This is a genomic window from Pseudoxanthomonas sp. SL93 (genome assembly GCF_026625825.1).
GTDB lineage: Bacteria > Pseudomonadota > Gammaproteobacteria > Xanthomonadales > Xanthomonadaceae > Pseudoxanthomonas_A.
In genome coordinates this window covers 1,767,937-1,784,909 of the sequence record NZ_CP113065.1, presented here as the reverse complement: position 1 = coordinate 1,784,909, position 16,973 = coordinate 1,767,937, and the positions used below count along the sequence as shown (strand labels likewise).

19 protein-coding genes are annotated in these 16,973 nt (G+C 67.5%); 9 read left to right on the top strand and 10 right to left on the bottom strand.

The genetic code is table 11. The features are described 5' to 3' along the window. The first annotated feature begins 13 nt into the window (after window positions 1-13). The gene (locus OVA13_RS08455) at window positions 14-190 is read left to right on the top strand and encodes a 30S ribosomal protein THX (protein WP_267793329.1); all 177 of its coding nucleotides are present in this window, start codon (window positions 14-16) and stop codon (window positions 188-190) included. Window positions 191-258: 68 nt separating this feature from the next. Here the strand turns inward: OVA13_RS08455 and hutI are convergent, their stop codons facing one another. Both hutI and OVA13_RS08445 read right to left on the bottom strand, forming a co-directional pair. Then, on the bottom strand, window positions 259-1,527 hold the full coding sequence (gene hutI / locus OVA13_RS08450) for an imidazolonepropionase (RefSeq protein WP_267793487.1): 1,269 nt from the start codon (window positions 1,525-1,527) through the stop codon (window positions 259-261). Next, on the bottom strand, window positions 1,508-1,705 hold the full coding sequence (locus OVA13_RS08445) for a hypothetical protein (protein ID WP_267793328.1): 198 nt from the start codon (window positions 1,703-1,705) through the stop codon (window positions 1,508-1,510). The genes hutI and OVA13_RS08445 overlap by 20 nt, the downstream gene beginning before the upstream one ends. A gap of 84 nt (window positions 1,706-1,789) precedes the next feature. On the opposite strand from OVA13_RS08445, the gene OVA13_RS08440 reads away from it, so the two are divergent. Next, complete coding sequence (locus OVA13_RS08440) at window positions 1,790-3,034, top strand: formimidoylglutamate deiminase (protein WP_267793327.1); 1,245 nt, start codon at window positions 1,790-1,792, stop codon at window positions 3,032-3,034. A 138-nt stretch (window positions 3,035-3,172) separates the two neighbouring features. Here the strand turns inward: OVA13_RS08440 and OVA13_RS08435 are convergent, their stop codons facing one another. From OVA13_RS08435 to OVA13_RS08425, 3 genes are all read right to left on the bottom strand, one after another. Then, window positions 3,173-3,670: a methylated-DNA--[protein]-cysteine S-methyltransferase gene (locus tag OVA13_RS08435; RefSeq protein WP_267793326.1), complete on the bottom strand. Its 498-nt coding sequence runs from the start codon at window positions 3,668-3,670 to the stop codon at window positions 3,173-3,175. Window positions 3,671-3,767: 97 nt separating this feature from the next. Further along, complete coding sequence (locus OVA13_RS08430; RefSeq protein ID WP_267793325.1) at window positions 3,768-5,267, bottom strand: DNA-3-methyladenine glycosylase 2 family protein; 1,500 nt, start codon at window positions 5,265-5,267, stop codon at window positions 3,768-3,770. 49 nt (window positions 5,268-5,316) lie between these two features. Further along, window positions 5,317-6,582, bottom strand: coding sequence for an alkaline phosphatase family protein (locus OVA13_RS08425; protein ID WP_267793324.1), 1,266 nt, complete (start codon window positions 6,580-6,582; stop codon window positions 5,317-5,319). A 68-nt stretch (window positions 6,583-6,650) separates the two neighbouring features. On the opposite strand from OVA13_RS08425, the gene OVA13_RS08420 reads away from it, so the two are divergent. Further along, window positions 6,651-7,160, top strand: coding sequence for a YybH family protein (locus OVA13_RS08420; protein WP_267793323.1), 510 nt, complete (start codon window positions 6,651-6,653; stop codon window positions 7,158-7,160). Window positions 7,161-7,252: 92 nt separating this feature from the next. Further along, the gene (locus OVA13_RS08415) at window positions 7,253-7,585 is read left to right on the top strand and encodes a hypothetical protein (protein ID WP_267793322.1); all 333 of its coding nucleotides are present in this window, start codon (window positions 7,253-7,255) and stop codon (window positions 7,583-7,585) included. Window positions 7,586-7,645: 60 nt separating this feature from the next. Here the strand turns inward: OVA13_RS08415 and OVA13_RS08410 are convergent, their stop codons facing one another. Beyond that, complete coding sequence (locus OVA13_RS08410) at window positions 7,646-8,383, bottom strand: ThuA domain-containing protein (protein ID WP_267793321.1); 738 nt, start codon at window positions 8,381-8,383, stop codon at window positions 7,646-7,648. Window positions 8,384-8,451: 68 nt separating this feature from the next. On the opposite strand from OVA13_RS08410, the gene hutU reads away from it, so the two are divergent. Both hutU and OVA13_RS08400 read left to right on the top strand, forming a co-directional pair. Further along, a complete protein-coding gene (gene hutU / locus OVA13_RS08405; protein WP_267793320.1) occupies window positions 8,452-10,116 on the top strand; it encodes a urocanate hydratase in 1,665 nt (554 codons plus the stop codon). 222 nt (window positions 10,117-10,338) lie between these two features. Then, window positions 10,339-11,496: a sensor histidine kinase gene (locus OVA13_RS08400; protein WP_267793319.1), complete on the top strand. Its 1,158-nt coding sequence runs from the start codon at window positions 10,339-10,341 to the stop codon at window positions 11,494-11,496. A gap of 169 nt (window positions 11,497-11,665) precedes the next feature. Here the strand turns inward: OVA13_RS08400 and OVA13_RS08395 are convergent, their stop codons facing one another. Beyond that, window positions 11,666-12,607 (bottom strand): GlxA family transcriptional regulator, encoded by a 942-nt coding sequence (locus tag OVA13_RS08395; protein ID WP_267793318.1) that lies wholly within the window; start codon window positions 12,605-12,607, stop codon window positions 11,666-11,668. A gap of 109 nt (window positions 12,608-12,716) precedes the next feature. Here OVA13_RS08395 and OVA13_RS08390 point away from each other — a divergent pair, with 109 nt between their 5' ends. The 3 genes from OVA13_RS08390 to OVA13_RS08380 all read left to right on the top strand — a co-directional run bounded on the left by OVA13_RS08390 (window position 12,717) and on the right by OVA13_RS08380 (window position 14,577). After that, on the top strand, window positions 12,717-13,523 hold the full coding sequence (locus OVA13_RS08390; protein WP_267793317.1) for an SDR family NAD(P)-dependent oxidoreductase: 807 nt from the start codon (window positions 12,717-12,719) through the stop codon (window positions 13,521-13,523). Between the two features lie 10 nt (window positions 13,524-13,533). Next, entirely contained in the window at window positions 13,534-13,755 is a 222-nt protein-coding gene (locus OVA13_RS08385) for a DUF2798 domain-containing protein (RefSeq protein WP_267793316.1), read from the top strand. 357 nt (window positions 13,756-14,112) lie between these two features. Then, the gene (locus OVA13_RS08380) at window positions 14,113-14,577 is read left to right on the top strand and encodes a hypothetical protein (protein WP_267793315.1); all 465 of its coding nucleotides are present in this window, start codon (window positions 14,113-14,115) and stop codon (window positions 14,575-14,577) included. Between the two features lie 362 nt (window positions 14,578-14,939). On the opposite strand, the gene OVA13_RS08375 is transcribed toward OVA13_RS08380, so the two are convergent. From OVA13_RS08375 to OVA13_RS08365, 3 genes are all read right to left on the bottom strand, one after another. Continuing rightward, entirely contained in the window at window positions 14,940-15,632 is a 693-nt protein-coding gene (locus tag OVA13_RS08375) for a M23 family metallopeptidase (protein WP_267793314.1), read from the bottom strand. A 3-nt stretch (window positions 15,633-15,635) separates the two neighbouring features. Next, window positions 15,636-16,598: a L,D-transpeptidase family protein gene (locus OVA13_RS08370; protein ID WP_267793313.1), complete on the bottom strand. Its 963-nt coding sequence runs from the start codon at window positions 16,596-16,598 to the stop codon at window positions 15,636-15,638. A 113-nt stretch (window positions 16,599-16,711) separates the two neighbouring features. Then, the gene (locus tag OVA13_RS08365) at window positions 16,712-16,894 is read right to left on the bottom strand and encodes a hypothetical protein (RefSeq protein ID WP_267793312.1); all 183 of its coding nucleotides are present in this window, start codon (window positions 16,892-16,894) and stop codon (window positions 16,712-16,714) included. Window positions 16,895-16,973: the final 79 nt, after the last annotated feature.

Here is a 16,973-nt window from a genome sequence, read left to right as displayed (position 1 = left end):
TAGGAGAACTACGATGGGCAAGGGTGATCGCAAGACGGCCAAGGGCAAGCGCTACGTGTCGAGCTATGGCAACGCGCGCAAGCACGCTGTCGCCAAGGCTGGCGTGGCTGCCACCGCCACGGCCAAGAAGTCGGTCGTGAAGGCGCCGGCCAAGAAGGCCGTGGCCAAGAAGACTGTCGCCAAGGCGTAAGTCATTCCACGCGCCGGCTCCGCCGGCAGCGTACGCAAGACCCCGGCCCGTGCCGGGGTTTTTGTTTTCTAAGAGTGGTGGAGCGGACGCGCGTGCACGACGCGTCCGCCCACATGCACGGCGGAGACCAGATCGCCGCCCAGCCAGTACGCCAGTTGCGCCGGCTGGCCGATCCGCCAGCGCACGAAGTCCGCGCGCATCCCCGCCTGCAGTCGACCGCGATCCCGCAGGCCCAGGGCGCGCGCTGCGTATACGCTCGCCCCGCGCAACGCCTCTTCTGGCGTCAGTCGGAAATGCGTGCAGGCCAGCGACATCGCCAAACGCAGTGACTGCAGTGGTGATGTCCCCGGATTGCAGTCGGTGGCCACCGCCATCGGCACACCATGGGCGCGGAAGGCGTCCAGCGGCGGCAGTTTCGTTTCGCGCAGCACGTGAAAGGCACCCGGCAGCAGCACCGCGACGGTGCCTGCGCCTGACATGGCCGCCACGCCGGCAGGTGAGGTGTACTCCACATGGTCGGCCGACAGGCCGCCGAATTCCGCCACCAGCGCAGCGCCTTCACCATCACTCAGCTGGTCGGCATGCAGTTTCACGGGCAAGCCCAGTGCGCGCGCGGCTTCGAACACCCGACGCGTCTGGGCATGGGTGAAACCGATCCGCTCGCAGAAGGCATCCACCGCATCCACCAGGCCTTCGCGATGCAGCGCCGGCAGCCAGTCGCATACGGCCGCGATGTAGTCGTCGGCGCGGCCCGCGTATTCCGGCGGCAACGCATGCGCGCCGAGGAACGTCGTGCGCACGGTAATCCCCAGCGCTTCGCCGATACGTCGTGCCACCCGCAGCATCTTGCGCTCGTTGTCGAAATCCAGGCCGTAGCCCGACTTGATTTCCAGCGTGGTCACGCCGTCGTCGCGCAGGGCGCGGGCACGTGGCAGCGATTGCGCAAGCAGGTCTTCCTCGCTGGCGTCGCGGGTCGCGCGTACCGTGGACACGATGCCGCCGCCCTGGCGCGCGATATCTTCGTAACTGGCGCCCTGCAGGCGCTGTTCGAACTCGCCCGCCCGGTCGCCGGCGAACACCGTGTGGGTGTGGCAGTCGATCAATCCGGGGGTCACCCAGTCGCCACCGGCATCGATCACGTCGGTCGCCCCTGTCCGCGCATCGGCCGGCAGGGCCGCTGCAGGTCCCACGTAGTGAAGCACACCCTCGCGCCACGCCAGTGCGCCGTCCTCGATCACGCCATAGCCGGTATCGTCGGCCAGCGTGACCAGCCGCGCGTTGAGCAGCAGCCCGTCCCGACCCGTCGGATTCGCCGCATCAGTCACCGCCACCTCCATCACCGCCGCCATCGCTGCCGCCGTTGCCCGGGGCATCACCGGTACGTGGATCCTCGAAGAAAGCGCCCGGCGACGTGTCGCCGTCCGTCCCGGGCTTGCGGGACGATGCGCGCAGGACCGCGAAAACCGCGAACAACGAGGCAAACACCGCCAGCAGGGCGATCACGACAGCGGTCATGGGCGTGTCTTGGAAGGGGCGACGCGGTAGCCTAGCGCACCCATGCCTTCGGCCGTAAGCACCATGCCCGCCTCCGATTCCGCCATGCCCACGCCGCTGGTCCATGCACATGGCGCGGGATGGCGCGTGCCTGGCATCGCCAACCTGCATTCGCACGCATTCCAGCGCGCCATGGCGGGGCTGGCCGAACGGCAGAGCCATCCCGAAGACAGCTTCTGGACCTGGCGCGAAATCATGTACCGCTTCGCCGCGCGCATGACGCCGGACAGCATGCATGCCGTCGCGAGCCAGTTGTATGCGGAGATGCTGGAAGCCGGCTACACCACCGTGTGCGAATTCCATTATGTCCACCACCAGCCCGACGGCAGGCCGTACGCCGATCCCGGGGCGATGTCGAAGGCGCTGGTGGCCGCCGCGCAGGAGACCGGTATCCGCTTGACGCTGCTGCCGGTGCTGTACATGACCGGCGGCTTCGACGGCCGCGTGCTGTCGGCGCGGCAACGACGTTTCGGACATGACGTGGAGGGCTTCCTGCGCCTGTTAGAGGCGCTGGCGCCGCTGCGCGACGACCGGCTGCGCATCGGTTGCGCGTTCCACAGCCTGCGCGCGGTGCCGGAGGCGGCGATGCGCGAGGTGCTGGCTGCGCTGCCGGCGGACGCGCCGCTGCACATCCACATCGCCGAACAGGTGGGCGAAGTGCAGGACTGCCTGGCGCTGCGCAATGCGCGGCCGGTGGAATGGCTGCTGGGTGAGTTTCCCGTCGACCGTCGCTGGACCCTCGTGCATGCCACCCACCTGACGCCGCAGGAAACGCGTGGCATTGCCGACAGCGGCGCCACGGTGGCCATCTGCCCGACGACGGAAGCCAACCTGGGCGATGGCCTGTTCCCGTTGCAGGACTACCTGCGTGCCGATGGCCGCTGGGGGATCGGGTCGGATTCGCATGTCTCGGTCTCGCCGGTGGAAGAACTGCGCTGGCTGGAGTACGGCCAGCGCCTGGTCACGCGCCATCGCAACATCGCGGTCACGCCGGATTCGCCGAGTGTCGGCGAAACCCTGCTGCGCGGCGTGCTGGCGAGCGCGGCGGATGCCAGCGGCTTCGCGGACACGCGCGGCGATGTCGTCGTGCTGGACGGGCGCGCACCTGCGCTGGCCGGTGCCACGGACGGTGACGTCATCGACCGCTGGATCTTCGCCGGCAACCGGCCCTTGGTGGATGAAGTGCAGGTCGCGGGCAGGCGCGTGGTGGCGGAGGGCAGGCACATCGACCGCGATGCCATCGCCACGCGTTACCGCACCACGCTGGAACATCTGCTGGCCGACGGTTGAGCCGCGCCCCGCCAGCGATTCACTCTGCGAGGCGTCGAGCGCGTCGCAGCGTGCGCGGATGAGGAACGACCAGTCCGTGCGGATGGATCCGATCCACTGTCGCGACTGACGTCGCTCCCACCCGAGACCCGGTCGCGATCAGCCGAACAGGTCGTCACGGCGTGGCAGTGCGCCTTCCAGTTCCAGCAGGAACTGTTTGGCCGGCAACCCACCGCCAAAGCCCGTCAGTGAGCCGTCCGCGCCGATCACGCGATGGCAGGGCAGCACGATGGGCAGCGGATTGCGTCCGTTCGCCGCGCCGACCGCGCGCATCGCCGTCGGCTTGCCGATGCGCTGGGCCAGCTGTGCATAGCTGATCGTTTCGCCATAGCCGATGCCGGCGAGCGTCAGCCACACGCCGCGCTGGAATGCCGTGCCGCGCGGTGCCAACGGCAGATCGAAGACGCGCCGCTTGGCCGAGAAATACTCGTCCAGCTGCTTGGCCGTCAGATCAAGAAGCGGATGCTGGCCTTCCCTCCATCCATCGCGGTCGGTGGGATGGCGGTTGCGCGGGAACTCGACCGCATGCAGTCCGTCATCGGTCGCGGCGAGGGTGAGCGTGCCCACGGGACTGTCGAGATGGCGGAACAGGATCATGGCGTGGGCAGCATACGGGAGCTCTGATGTAGGAGCGACGTGAGTCGCGACCGCATAAATGAAGATGCTTTGTTGTCGGAAGGATCCCGGTCGCGACTTACGTCGCTCCTACAACACCGGGCACTTTCGGCGCTGCCATACTGCCCTTCCACACGTGGATCACGGCGTAAGCCCGCCAGGGTCGCCACGCCTCTGCGCGCGCGGTCAACGCTTTTGCCGTCATCCGGGTGCCGTCGGTCGGCACAGCCTTCTGCAACACCAGGTCATCCGCCGGAAATGCATCCGGGTGTCCGGTCGCACGCAGCGCGATGTAGTGCGCGGTCCACGGGCCGATGCCCGGCAGGGCGACCCAGCGCGCGGTGAAATCGTCCAGCGTGCGCTCGGGCCGGAAATCGACGCGTCCGTCCAGCAATGCGCGCGAAAGACCGCGGATCGTGTCGGCGCGTGCGCGCGTCAGGCCGATCCTGGTCAGGTCGACATCGACGAGGGCTTGCGGCGTGGGAAACAGGTGCGTCAGCCCGGCCATGTCCATCGCCAGCGGAACGCCGTGCCGCTCGGCCAGGCGCGCCGTCAGCGTGCGCGCCGCCGCGACGCTGACCTGCTGGCCGATCACCGCGCGTACCGCGATCTCGAAACCGTCCCATCCGCTGGGCAGCCGCAGGCCGGGGCGCGCCGCCAGCAGCGGGCGCAGGCGTGGATCGCCGCCCAGTGCATCGGCGATGGCGGAAGGATCGGCATCCAGGTCGAACATGCGGCGCAGGCGGTTGACGATCTGCAGCAGGTCGGCCGGCGCGCCGCCGTGCAGTTCGAGCTTCAGCGCGTGCGTGGTGGCATCCCAGGCGCTGACCCGCAGCCACCCCGGCGCGTCCGGCGTGCCGACCACGCGCAGGTAACTGTGCTCGTCGACGACTTCCACCCCCGGCAACGCACGACCACGCAGGAAGTCGAGCATCGCGGTGAAGTCGTACGGCGGGCGGTAGCCGAGTCGCAGGGTCATCACGTCGTGCGTCGACGGCATCTCGCGCTTGCGCAGTTCGCGCGGCGCCATCCGGTATTCCTCGCGGAAGGTGGTGTTGAAGCGCGTCAGGCTGCCGAACCCTGCCGCCAGCGCCACCTGGGTGATCGGCAGTGTGGTTTCCGTCAGCAATTGCTTGGCGAACAACAGGCGGCGCGTGCCGTGCACTTCCACGGGCGTGGCGCCCAACCGGTCGGAGAAGAGGCGGCGAAGCTGGCGCTCACCCAGACCCACGTTGCCGGCCAGCGTCGCCAGCGGCGCCTCCACCAGCGCCCCTTGGTCGATCAGTTTCAGCGCACGCGCCACCACTTCATCGCCACGTCGCCAGCTGCCGTCGCCGGGTGCCAGTTCCGGCCGGCAGCGCAGGCAGGGGCGGAAGCCCGCCGCCTCGGCCGCGGCGGCGTGGCGGTAATAGACGATGTTCTTCGGCTTTGGCGCCGGCGCCGGGCAGGTCGGACGGCAATAGATGCGGGTGCTGGTGACGGCCGTGAAGAACAGGCCATCGAAGCGCGCATCGCGGCTGAGGCGTGCCTGTTCGCAGATCTGCGGGTCGGGCAGGGCGGCGGTGTCGGGGGAGGCCATGGGCGAAGGCTAGCACCGGGCGCCAGCCCCGACTCCCCGTTTCCGGACATCAATGCGGTGGCGGTGTCACCGTCTGCAGGACGGGCACGAACGTCTGCAGCGTGCCGTCGTTCGGTGCGGGGGGGATGCGAAGCAGATGCGCGAGCAACGGATACACGTCCACGTTGTCGAAGGCCGGCAGCGTGGTGCCGCCGCGAAACGAGGGACCCGCCGCCAGGAACACCGCCCGCATCGAGGGCAATGCGGGATCGTAGCCATGCGAGCCACGATTCCGTTCTTCCTTTGGACCCTTGCGCAACTGCTCCGCGGGCAATGCGTTCCAGCCTTCGTCCATCTGGCAGACGATCGCGGGCACCCGGGGGTGCGTGCCGTAGTGCCAGCGCGCAGGCAGCGCCTGCTTGGGCCAGCAGGTGTAATGCGGGTGCCGGCCCAGCAGGCGCTGGCGTGCGATGGCCTCGAAACCGGGGCGTGGATTGAAGCCGATCACCTGGCCCGTGCTCACCGCTTCGGCCTGCTCGAATGCCACCATGTCCTCCAGCGCGATGTACTGGTGGGGCTGCACGTCGGCCATGCCATGGTCGGACACCACCACCACGTCGGTGGTGGCGCGCAGTCCGTGTGCGTCCAGCGCCTGCAGGATGCGGCCGACGGCGGCGTCGACGTCGCGCACCATGGCCACGGTCGCCGGCGCATCGATGCCCTGGTCGTGGCCGGTGGTGTCCACGTTCTCGAAATAGAGCGCTGCCAGACGCGGCCGCGTGGCGACGGGTCCCGTCAACCAGCCGGCGACTTCATCCGCACGCGCCGCGGGACTCACATGCGGCGAATACGGCACGCGACGGCTGGGCTGCAGCCCGGCGATGGGTGCCATGTTGCCGGGCCACGCCCAGATCGCCGTGCGCAGGCCGGCCTTTTCAGCGGTGTTCCAGATCGGTTCGCCCTGCCACCAGCGCGCATCCATCCCGGCTTCCAGATCGGCTACGCGGAATCGGCCCAGGTCGGCGTCGTGCATGGAGTTGTGGATCATGCCGTGGTGGTCCGGGCGCAGGCCGGTGACCAGGGTGAAGTGGTTGGGGAAGGTCAGGACCGGGTAGGAGGGATTCATCCACGCGGCGCGCACGCCCTGCGCCGCGATCTGGTCCAGGTGCGGCGTATTGCCCCTGCCCAGCGTGCTGGCGGGCAGACCATCGATGGAGATCAGCAGGACGCGCGTGGCGGGGGAGGGCGCCGGCGGTGGTGCGGTAGGCGCGCTGGAGCAGGCCGCCAAGAACAGCAGGGCGGCCAGCCACGGCACCCTGACAAATGGCAGGTGCATGGGCAACGGAATCGCAGTCGAATGGCGCAAGCTTGGCAGACTCCGGCGTAATCCGCATGACATCACGCATGGTTCAATCATCCCTGCTTTCGCTGGCCCTGCTGGCCGTTAGCGTGCAGGCAGCGCCGCCCGATCCCCGCCAGCAGGCCGAATGCGCCGTCTGGCAGCGCGAGCTGAGCTTCGCCCAGTCGGTTGCCGACCACGATGCGCGCGCCTTTGCCGAACACCTGCATGCCGACGCCGCCTTCGGGGTCAGTCGCAAGGCCACCGTGGGCCGCGACGCCATCACCGCCGAATGGGCCGGCCTGATCGACGGCACTGCCCTCAAGCTCCGCTGGTACCCGGCGGTGGTCACCCTGGGCGGAGATGGCCGCACGGCGTATTCCAGCGGGCCGGCGTTGTACGAGGACCCCAAGACCGGCGAAGCACGGCTGGGACGTTTCGGCTCGGTCTGGCAAAGGGGCGACGACGGCGTCTGGCGGGTGCTGTTCGACGACGGCATTCCGCCGCAGAAGGCGGATGCCGCCGCCGTGCAACGGTTCCACGAGGGTCGCAGGCCGCAGTGCCCGACCACCTGACAGGTGACTGAACGCCCCGCGCCCGGGCGCCGGAACGGATGTCACTACGGGCGTATAAAGGACTGTCACATCCCGTCGGAACGGAGTCGATCATGAAGCAGATCGTTGTATTTGCCCTTGCCGCCTGCCTGGCCTCGGCCGCCCACGCGCAGTCGCCGGAATCGGCGAAAGAATCCCCCGCACCCGCTGCCGTCACGGTGGATGCCGCCGCCACGGTGAAGCTGCAGGAAGACGTCGCGGCCGACCGCAAGGCGGTGGACGATTCGCGCTGCCTGCGCCAGACCGGTTCGCGCATCACGTCCCGCGACAGCAAGGGACGTTGCGCCATGCAGTCCGGCCGTGCCTACAGCAAGGAAGACATCGACCGCACCGGCCGCACCGACCTGGGCGACGCGCTGCGCACCCTGGATCCGTCGATCAACTGATCGCGGTTTCCCTGCACCTTCCCCCCATGCCGGGCGGGAAGGTGCGACGAAGGCGGCGCTTCAACAGTCGTCCGATTTCCCGGCCGCGTAGCGCACCCCGCGGCGCAGCTGTGTCAGGAAGTCATCCATCGCGTAGACGCGCGCATCGTGGCCCAGCCCGGTGTACCAGCTGCGTCCGCCATCGAACGCATGGCACCACGCGATGGGATGATCTGCGCCCATCGTGCCACCTTCGTATTCGCGTTCGTCCACCGTCGCGATCACGCGCACGCGTGGGCGAGGATTGGCGCGGTAGTTGTAAAGCTCGTCGGTGATCGCCCATCGCGTGCCCCCCGGCCTGCCATCGTGTTCGGGTTGCACGTGGGTGGGCTGCAGGCCCGGGGGATGGTTCCGGAAATACGCGCCCACCAGTTGCCCGTACCACGGCCAGTCGTATTCGGTATCCGCAGCGGCATGCACGCCCACGAATCCGCCGCCGTCGCGGATGAATCCTTCCAGCGCCTGTTGCTGTGCCTCGTCAAGCACGTCGCCCGTGGTGCTGGCGAACACCACCACGCGATAGCGCGCCAGGTTGGCGGCAGTGAAGGCGTCGGCATCCTCGCTGTGGTCAGCCAACAGGCCTTCCTGCGCGGCGACCCGTTGCAGCGCAGCAACGGCAACCGGAATGGCGTCATGACGGAACTTCGCGGTCTTGCTGAAGACCAGCATGCGGTCAGCGGTGGGTTGGGCGTGGGCAACGGCCGCGCACAGCAGCCCGAACAGCAACAGGAAGGCTTGGGCAGGCAGGCGGAGGGTCATGGCCGGATTCTGCCACGCCCGCGGGGTGGCCCTGCGATAATGAGCCATCTCCTTCCACCGGCCGTGCCATGTCCAACCGCACCGATCCCACCCGCGTCATCCGTGCCCCGCGTGGCACCCAGTTGAGCTGCAAGTCGTGGCTCAGCGAGGCGCCGTACCGCATGCTGCAGAACAACCTGGACGCGGAAGTCGCCGAAGACCCCACTTCGCTGGTGGTGTACGGCGGCATCGGCCGCGCCGCGCGCGACTGGGACTGCTACGACGCCATCCTGAAGTCGCTGCGCGAACTGGACGACAACGAAACGCTGCTGGTGCAGTCCGGCAAGCCTGTCGGCATCTTCCCCACCCACGTCGATGCCCCGCGCGTACTGATCGCCAATTCCAACCTGGTGCCGCACTGGGCCACGTGGGAGCACTTCAACGAACTCGACAGGAAGGGCCTGGCGATGTACGGCCAGATGACAGCCGGTTCGTGGATCTACATCGGCAGCCAGGGCATCGTGCAGGGCACGTACGAAACCTTCGTGGAAATGGGTCGCCAGCACTACGGCGGCAGCCTGTCCGGCAAGTGGATCCTCACCGCCGGCTTGGGCGGCATGGGCGGCGCACAGCCGCTGGCCGCGGCGCTGGCCGGTGCAAGTTCGCTCAACATCGAGTGCCGGCAGTCCAGCATCGACATGCGCCTGCGCACGCGCTACGTGGACGAGCAGGCCACCGACCTCGACGACGCCCTCGCGCGCATCGCGAAGTACACGGCGACAGGCGAAGCGAAGTCCATCGCGCTGCTCGGCAACGCCGCGGAAATCCTCCCGGAGCTGGTGAAGCGCGGCGTGCGCCCCGATGCCGTCACCGACCAGACCAGCGCGCATGACCCCGTGCACGGCTACCTGCCGATCGGCTGGACGCTGGAACAGTGGCTGGCCGAGCAGAAGGTGGAGCCCGAGCGCGTGCGCGATGCCGCCAAGCAGTCCATGCGCGTGCACGTGGAAGCGATGCTGGCCTTCCAGAAGATGGGCGTGCCGACGTTCGACTATGGCAACAACATCCGCCAGATGGCGTTCGACCAGGGGCTGAAGAACGCGTTCGACTTCCCCGGCTTCGTGCCCGCCTATGTGCGCCCGCTGTTCTGCCGCGGCGTGGGGCCGTTCCGCTGGGTCGCGCTGAGCGGTGATCCGGAGGACATCTACAAGACCGACGCCAAGGTGAAGGAACTGATCCCCGATGATGCGCACCTGCATCGCTGGCTGGACATGGCGCGCGAGCGCATCAGCTTCCAGGGCCTGCCGGCACGCATCTGCTGGGTCGGCCTGGGCCTGCGCCACAAGCTGGGCCTGGCCTTCAACGAGATGGTCCGCAACGGCGAACTGAAGGCGCCGGTGGTGATCGGCCGCGATCATCTGGACAGCGGCAGCGTGGCCTCGCCCAACCGCGAAACCGAGGCGATGAAGGACGGCAGCGACGCGGTTTCCGACTGGCCGCTGCTCAACGCCATGCTCAACGTCGCCGGCGGCGCCACCTGGGTCTCGCTGCACCACGGTGGCGGCGTGGGCATGGGCTATAGCCAGCACAGCGGCGTGGTCATCGTCTGCGACGGCAGCGTGGCCGCGGACAAGCGCATCGCCCGCGTGTTGTGGAACGACCCCGGCACCGGCGTGATGCGCCATGCGGACGCCGGCTACGAGATCGCCGTGCAGTGCGCGAAGGAGCAGGGATTGAAGTTGCCGATGGTGTAGGCCACCGGCAGGGTCGATCACCTGCCCGGCCCTCCGGGCGGTCTGCTGCCGGCGGCTGCCTGCTCGGCGCGTCATCCGACGGGTCCGGACTGGGCCGTGCGCAGCCTTCCGGGGCGGAAATCCGGTCGTCCGTCCGAAAAGTACCGGTAGCGCCGACAGACGGTCGGCGTTTCGCCGGCAATCACGCTGCCCGGGTCGCCATGCGCGTATGGTCGAACGATGATGTACCACTTCCTCATCGACAACCGTGCCGAGCTCATCGCCCGCTGCCGGACCAAGGTCGCGCAGCGATCGTCCTCCAGCACGCCAAGTGCCGAGTTGGACCATGGGATAACGGTGTTCCTCGACCAGTTGATCAGGACGCTGCAACTGGAAGCCACCTCCGACCCCATGCGCAGCCGGAAGGTATCAGGGCCGAGCGGGGGCGTGCCCGCGCTGTCCGAAATCGGTGAGTCGGCCGGCATGCACGGACGCGAACTGCTGCGGCACGGCTTCACCGTCGACGAGGTGGTGCACGACTACGGCGACCTGTGCCAGGCGATCTCGGACCTGGCCGTGGAGCGCGGCGAGATGATCGCCGTGGATGAATTCCGCACGCTCAACCGCTGCCTGGACAACGCCATCGCCAACGCGGTCACCGAGTTCGGCTACCAGCATGATGCCGGGCTTGCCGAAGCCCAGGCCATCGCCCTGAACGAGCGACTGGGATTCCTTGCCCATGAGCTGAGGAACCAGTTGTGCACCGCCACGCTCGCGCTGTCGCTGATAAAGCAGGGCAGCGTCGGGTTGTCGGGTGCCACGGGCGGCATCCTCGACCGGGCGCTGGTGGCGCTGGGAAGCCTGATCGACCGCTCGCTGGCGGAAGTGCGCATGACGGTGGGCATGCCGCTGCAGGACCAGATGTATTCGCTGTCGGATTACGTCGGCGAGATCACGCAGTCCGCCTCGCTGGATGCGCACGTCAGGGAGTGCGTGCTGAGCGTGTCCGCGGTCGATCCGCTGCTTGCCATCAAGGTGGACCGGGACCTGCTGCTGTCGGCTGCCGGCAACCTGCTGCAGAACGCGTTCAAGTTCTCGCCTGCACACAGCGAGATCACGCTGGATGCCTATGCGGTGGCCGACCGCATCTTCATCGATGTGGAAGACCGCTGTGGCGGCCTGTCGGCGGCACACATGGACACCATCTTCCAGCCCTTCGTGCAGGCGGGGGAGGACAGGAGCGGCCTGGGACTGGGGCTCTCCATCTCCCGCCGCAGCGTCGAAGCCAACCATGGCGAGCTCAGCGTGCGCAGCATCGCCGGTTCGGGCTGCGTGTTTACGATCGCATTGCCGCGCTACCAGGTAGGCCATTCACCGGGACCTATCACCGACACTCTGTAGCGTGTCGGGAAACCGTTGAGTTGCCCCAGCTCCTGCAGACGGTGTTTCGACACGCCTGTCAGTGATCCTGCACTCCGCTACCGACTGCAAGCCACCGCATGCATGGCTCCATTCTGCAAGGCGCTCGTACGCGGCCTGATGATGGCCTGGTGCCGCCAGCCTGACGCGGTCAGGCGGTCGCCTGCCGCGCATTCCGGCGCAGCACCTGGGGCGGTTGTCCGAAGGCGCGCAGGAACGCGCGGCGCATCCGTTCGGGATCCGAGAAACCTGTTTCCATCGCGATCTCGTCGATCGTGTGCCGGCTCTGCTCCACCATCAGTCGCGCCGCCTCCACGCGCAGGTGTTCCACCGCACGCGCAGGTGACTGACCGGTTTCGGCACGGAACGCGCGGCTGAACTGCCGGGGGCTCAGGTGTGCGGCGGCGGCCAGTTCTTCCACCGTCAATGCGTCGCGCAGGTTGCGGCGCGCGTGTTCCAGGGCACCCTGGATGCGGTCGGACTTCGCATCCAGTTCGAGCAGCGCCGAGTGCTGCGATTGTCCGCCCGCGCGGCGGTGGTGGACGACCAGCTTCTGCGCCACCGAGCGCGCAAGCTCGCCACCGAAATCCTTCTCGATCATGCCCAGCGCCAGATCGATGCCGGCGCTCATGCCGGCCGATGTCCAGACCGAATCGTCGATGATGAAGATGCGGTCTTCCTCGACCCGCGCTTTCGGGAACTGCTTCTGCAGGTCGCGGGCATGGAACCAGTGCGTGGTGACGCGCCGCCCGTCCAGCAGGCCGGCCTCGCCCAGCAGGAACGCGCCCGTGCACACCGACGCGGTACGACGGCTGGAAGCGGACGCCTGGCGCAGGCGCTTGATCAGGGTGGCGCTGGACGGCTGCGGGTACAGCAGGCCGCTCACGATCAGGGTGTCGACCTTCTGCCGTGCGAGGGCGTGCGTTTCGACCGCGGCGCCCAACGAGTTGGTCACCGGGCCGCCCTGTTCCGACAACAGCCGGATTTCGTAGAGGCGCTGCTTTGCGCTGACATTCGCCAGTTCGAAGGCCGACGCGGCCGCCAGCCCCATGATCTGGAAGCCTTCGGGCAGCACGAAACCGATGGTGAGCATGGCCTTGATCCTTGATGTCCTGAAATGAGGTATATACGACATTTACGCCATCGGCAACCCGGCGCATAGTCTGCGCCACACCGGGATGTCCCCGGGCCAGGAGTCCTCCATGAACACGAACATCCACAAGGGCACGGCGCTGATCACCGGCGCATCGTCCGGCATCGGCGCCCTGTATGCCGACCGCCTGGCCCGTGCCGGCCATGACCTGATCCTTGTCGCGCGCCGCGCCGGGAATCTCCAGACGCTGGCCCGGCAGCTGACCGATCAGACCGGGCGCTCGGTGGAGATCCTCACCGCCGACCTCACCCGCGCCGATGACCTGGCCCGTGTCGAGGCCGTGCTGAAGACCGATGCCAGCATCACCGTGCTGGTCAACAACGCCGGTGTCGGCGCCACCGCACCGCTGCTGCAATCCGATGTCGAGGACATGGAGCGGATGATCGTGCTCAACGCCAACGTTCCCATGCGCCTGGCCTATGCCGCCGCCCCGGGCTTCGTCGCCCGCGGCGCCGGCACCATCATCAACATCGCCTCGATCGTCGCCGTGGCCCCCGAACTGCTGAACGGCGTGTATGCCGGCAGCAAGGCGTTCCTGCTGGCGCTCTCCCAGTCCCTGCACCACGAACTGGCGGACAAGGGCGTCCGCATCCAGGCGGTGTTGCCGGGCGCCACGGCGACGGATTTCTGGGACGTTGCCGGCACGCCCGTCGCGCACCTGCCGGCCGGCATCGTCATGCCCGCGCAGGCGATGGTGGATGCAGCCCTGGCCGGCCTGGCCCAAGGCGAACAGGTCACCATCCCGTCGCTTCCCGACATCGCCGACTGGAACGCGTTCGAGCAGGCCCGCAAGGCATTGGCGCCAGGGCTGTCGCGGTCCGCGCCCGCGTCGCGCTATGGCGTCGCCGCGCACTGAGCACAAAGCCATGACCATCGAACTGAAACGGAAGATCGCCTTCGCGCTGTCGATGGGCGTCATCACCACCGGCATCATTTCCTTCGTCCTGATTGCGCTCAACCGGGGCCTGGCCGACGGCTTCGTCCTCGCATGGCTGCGCTCGTGGGGCGCCGCCTATCTGATCGTGATCCCCGCGATCCTGCTGATCGGTCCGCGCCTGCAGGCGCGGATCGATCGGCTTCTCCGCTGACACCCTCCAACGAGAATCCCATGATCACCTGCCCCGGGGGCCATGGCTGCCCCAGGAGATGAACGCACGTCGCCCTGCGGCCGTGTGCGAACTGTGAGGGTGAGCATCGCGGCTTTCAGTAATTCGTGTGCTCCGTAGTCACGCGCAACGTGTCCACGTGGCGATGAGGCCACTTGCTGCGTACATGATGGTGAGCATTGTTTGATCTCTGGAAATGCCGGGTAAACGTTGCGCATGCGTGAGCGGAGAATGCGCTGATTTTCACGGGCACGCACAGCGGCTGCGCCCACAGTCACTCCACTGGCGCCAACGGCATCAGTTTTCCCCAATCGGTTCATGACGCTGGAGTGACATGCAATGAGCGAGATCAAGAAAGACCACAGCATTGGTGCAGGTACGGGTGCCGTAGGCGGCGCCATCGCGGGTGCGGTGGCCGGCACCGCTGTAGGCGGCCCCGTCGGCACCGTCGTTGGTGCGGTGGCCGGTGGTGTACTGGGGGCGAAGGCCGGCGACTCGATCGCAGAGGTGGTGAACCCGACGGAATACATCGCCAATTTCGAAGGCCAGTATCGCCAGGCGCCTTACTACACCGAGGGCCGCGAGTGGGATGACTACCGCCCCGCATACAAGTATGGCTACGACACCTATGGCGACTACCGTGGCCAGAAGTTCGAAGACGTCGAAGGCGAACTGGAGCGCAAGTGGGCGACCACCCGCGACAGCTCCCGCCTGGACTGGCCGCAGGCGAAGGGTGCCGTGCGTGATGGCTGGCACTACATCGAGCGCAAGCTCCCGGGTGACTTCGATCGCGACGGCCGCTGATTTCGACTGCGGATTCCACGCGACGCTACGCAGGTCGCACACCACGCACTTCATCGCATGGAGTGCGTTCTTTTGAATGTGGCAAACGCCACTGAGGATTTCCCATGACGACTCCGCGCGAACAGCAAGGCCATCGGCAACCGCAACCCGGGCAGAAGCCGGACAAGCCGCAGAGGGAGCCCAATCGCAAGGACAGCGAACCCGGCGAAGAAGAAGAGTGAAACCAGGCCCCCGCAACGCGGGGGCTTTTTCATTGCGTGTTGTCTTCCCCGTTAAGAGATCCGGATAAGCCCGGCACGAAGGCACTCGGCAGATTCTTCAATGGAGTGGAGGCCGCAACCGATAATCCGATAGCGGACGGTTCATCCACCCGGTGAAGCAAGCAGCGGATAGGGGTTGATGGCGGTGCCTTCCCACCAGCGGCGTTCGGCGCCCAGCAGGAAAACCGCGAAGTGCAGATGCGGGGCATCGGGGCTCGCATTGCCGGTGCTGCCGACATATCCGATCACCTGGCCGCGCTTGAGCGACTGCTTTTCCGCCAGGCCGGGCGCGTAGCCTTGCAGGTGGGCGTAGTAGTAGGCGTACTTTCCCTGCGGCTCGAACTGATAGATCGTCAGGCCGCCGCGTTCGCTGTGGAACAGCTTTTCCACGTGGCCGTCCGCCACGGCGAGCACGGGCGTACCGGCGCTGGCCATGATGTCGATGGCGTCGTGCGAACGTCCCTCGCTGCGCGCATCGGTGAACGTGTCGGCGAGATCGGACGCCGTCTTGCCCTGCACCGGGATGAGCAATGCGGGTGAGCGCTGCCCGGGCACAGGGGACGGTGCGGTGGCCATGGGCAAGGCCGGGGGAGGCGTCATCGCGGCGACCGCGCGAGGTGATTCCGATGATTCCGACGATTCCGAAATGGCCGGCGGTGAGTAGGTGTCAGGCGGTGACGCCTGAGGCTGCGGTGCGGTCGTCGCTGCTGCGGCAGGGGTGCGTGAAATGTCGATGCCGCGGTAGAGCACCACGCCCAGGATCACCGCCGCGATCAGCGCCAGCAGGTACTTCATGCCTCACTCCTGCATGACGACGACGACGGCGGGTCCCACCGCCGCCGCCACACGCTCGACATCCCAGTTGGTGAGGCGCACGCAGCCATGGGACTGGGTCTTGCCGATGCTGGCAGGCTCCGCCGTGCCATGCAGGCCGTAGTGCGGCTTGGACAGATCGATCCAGCGCGTACCCACCGGATTGTTGGGGCCCGCGGCGAGCGTCGCCTTGGCATGCGCGGGATCCGAATCCCAGAACAGCGCGGGGTTGTAGTGGAAGGTCGGGTTGACCGCCGTGGCCACGATCTTCCACTCGCCAAGTGGCAGTGGGTCGTGTTCGCTGCCGGAAGACACCGGGTACTGCGCGAATGCCTTGCCCTCGGCATCCACCAGGGAAAGGGTGGAGTCGGACTTGTCCACCACTACCCGGGCCGCCTTGGCGGGCGCTGCGGTCGCCAGGACGTTGGGCACCTGCAGCACCGTGCCCGCGCGGGTGAAATCCGCCGTGGGATTCAAGGTGCGGAGCAGGGCAGGGCTGGCGTGGAAGCGTTCACCCAGCGCTTCCTCGATCGATTCGAAACCCAGCGACTTCAGCTTGCCCTGCTCCATCATGTCGTCAGGCAATGCCGCATAGACCTGGCCCACGTCTTCAACCGTGAGGGTGTATGCCACCAGCACGGGCGCGGCGTCCGCGTTGAGTGCGGCCCAGGTGGCGGCATCCAGGTTGCCGGTGACCGGCAGCGCCTTGGCCCGCTGGTAACCGCGCACGGCGCGACGCTGGTTGGAGCCTGCAAGGCCATCGATCTCCCCGGGCGAAAACCCCGCGCGATCCAGCAGCACCTGTGCACGCAACCGGCCGGCCAGCCCCGTGGTCGTGTCGACCTGGTTGGCTGCCGGGGCGAGCGGACTTTCCGCTGCGTGCGCGGTCGATAGGCACAGCAGGGTCAGGCTCAGCAGAAGCGAAGGGCAGCGGCGAACGCGGGTCATGGAGGATCCTGCTGATGAGAGAGAGGCGACAAGCGTGCGCAGGCCACGTGTTCGCGCCGTGAAGACGCGATGCGGATAGCGCGCATGGCACTGCAGCAACCTGTGCGGATGTTTCAGCGCGGCACCTTGTCGCGTGCCCCCGGATAGTCGCGCTCCGGGTCCGGCTTCGGGCTGTCCGTGTCCTCGGGCTGGTCATGGTCTTTCCAGCGGGCGTTGTCATTGCGGTGCTTGTCGGGCGTGTCGGCCTTCGCGCTGTCGCTGTGGGCGTTGTCCTGGTGCTTGAGTGTCCGATTCATCTTGAACCTCCGGGGTTGCAACCCGGAACGGGCGCATGCGCATTGGGCCAGCGCGGGTGGTTATCGCGCCGTGATCGCG